Origin of the sequence: Corallococcus sp. CA053C, assembly GCF_003611675.1 — a bacterium.
Taxonomy (GTDB): Bacteria; Myxococcota; Myxococcia; order Myxococcales; family Myxococcaceae; genus Corallococcus.
On sequence record NZ_RAWA01000760.1, the window covers coordinates 1 to 1,612 of the forward strand.

Sequence of the window (1,612 nt, forward strand, 5' to 3'; positions counted from 1 at the left end):
CGCGCTCGGCAGCGGTGTGTCGCAGCAGCCGCAGGGGCCCCGCCCCCTCTGGACGGACCTCTCGAAGGGGCGCTCTTGTCCGTCCGCTCACGAGCGGGACTGCACCAAGGGCGTCTATCGGTCCTATGCTCACTAGTTTCCACCCGGTCAAAGGTCGAAGATAGTTTGAGCAATGCCCCACACAACAACCCCACACCCACCCACCTAACCACACAACCAACAGCACCTCAAGGAGCACAGCAATGCCATTTTCCTTTGAAAGCTATCGCAATCTAAAACAACGCCTCGGAGCAACGGGGGCGTTGCTCGAACTCAATCACGTCGCAATTGCCGAGCTAATCTCCGCCGCCAAACAATCAGGAAGCGAGAAGTCCTACATTGAATCACGCGCAAGAACACATGGAATCCACGTTCAATCATCAGCCTTCCCAGAGATGCTCGCGCGAATCTCTCAACAATCAATCGTCGTTCTTCACGCAGAATGGGAGCACTTCTTGCTTGAATTCAAGGAGGAATCTCGCTCTGAATCCAAAGACAAGGCGCCGTGGCCTCAGAAGGAAGACGGCGAGAACCCCCTGGCTTACACTGTCAGATCTGTCGACAGAGCAAACGTCGGAGGGGAGAAGGCATTGGGACACTTCAGAATGGTGCTTATGGATTTCTTCAGACTGGCCAGAAACTGTGCTGTCCACCCGATAGGAGAACGATACGAAGACTACTTCGAAAAATCCCATTCCAGGATAACTGAATGCGCGGAGCAAATCAAAAATACCTACGACACCATTCCATCTCAATTTGTTAGATTTGGAATCAAAGAACTCATCCTATACTCACGCACAATTAAAGACGTGGCACTATTGCTTTGCCTTCTGGCGAGACCGGATGACGCGCTATTGCGGAGAGCAGTGAACCATAAGAGGTTTAATAAGTTCAACAATAAGGAGAGGAAAAGAAATGCGATGATTGGTGAACTCTGCACCAAGTACGGACTTGACAAGGCGGAGGCGGCAATAGTAATTGATTCTGGGGCTAACTAGCTTAACGGTAGAGCGTCCCCCTCCATGAGAATCGAAAGAAAAGTTCCGGTTTTGATGAAGGGGGAGGTTTTGGTTCAAATCCAAAGTTAGCCATGGAGCATGCGGCGCTAACTCCTACAGCCGTAGATTGAGCCATGCCCCTCGGGCCTGGTAGTGGCACCACATGGCCACGGCTTGGTTTGGTGGTGGCGTCGCCAACGGCTCCACGCCAGGACGTGCGCGAGCGGAGCGACTGCGCGCCGCAGGAGCGCGAGCAGCTGCCCGCAGCAGCCGCGCCCAGGGTGGAGCAGAACACCCGCGCTGCGCAGCATGAAGCACGTCAGGTGACCCGGCGTCAGCGGGCGCCGCAACTCGACGGGGCAGGCCTCCTCAAGCGCACCTTCAAACAGGACGTCCTTCTCCGCGGCCGGTGCGGGGGACGGCGCCGTGTCCTCGTCTCCCTCGCCCACTCGCCTGCGCGCAGGCACGTGCGGGTGCACTTGAAACGGCCCCTGGACGGGCCGCCTCTTGCACCGGCACGTGGGCCGCCGCAGCCAGACTTCTGGCAGTCAGGGCCCCACCCCTCTGCCCCCCAC

General features: G+C 57.1%; 1 protein-coding gene and 1 tRNA gene. Both read left to right on the forward strand.

All coding sequences use genetic code 11. The annotated features are described in order from the left end of the window. Positions 1–242: 242 nt before the first annotated feature. Positions 243–1,037: a hypothetical protein gene (locus D7V97_RS44425; RefSeq protein ID WP_147445256.1), complete on the forward strand. Its 795-nt coding sequence runs from the start codon at positions 243–245 to the stop codon at positions 1,035–1,037. Next, positions 1,028–1,130 (forward strand) — tRNA-OTHER (locus D7V97_RS45130). Before D7V97_RS44425 ends, D7V97_RS45130 begins: the two co-directional genes overlap by 10 nt. The last annotated feature ends 482 nt before the right edge of the window (positions 1,131–1,612 follow it).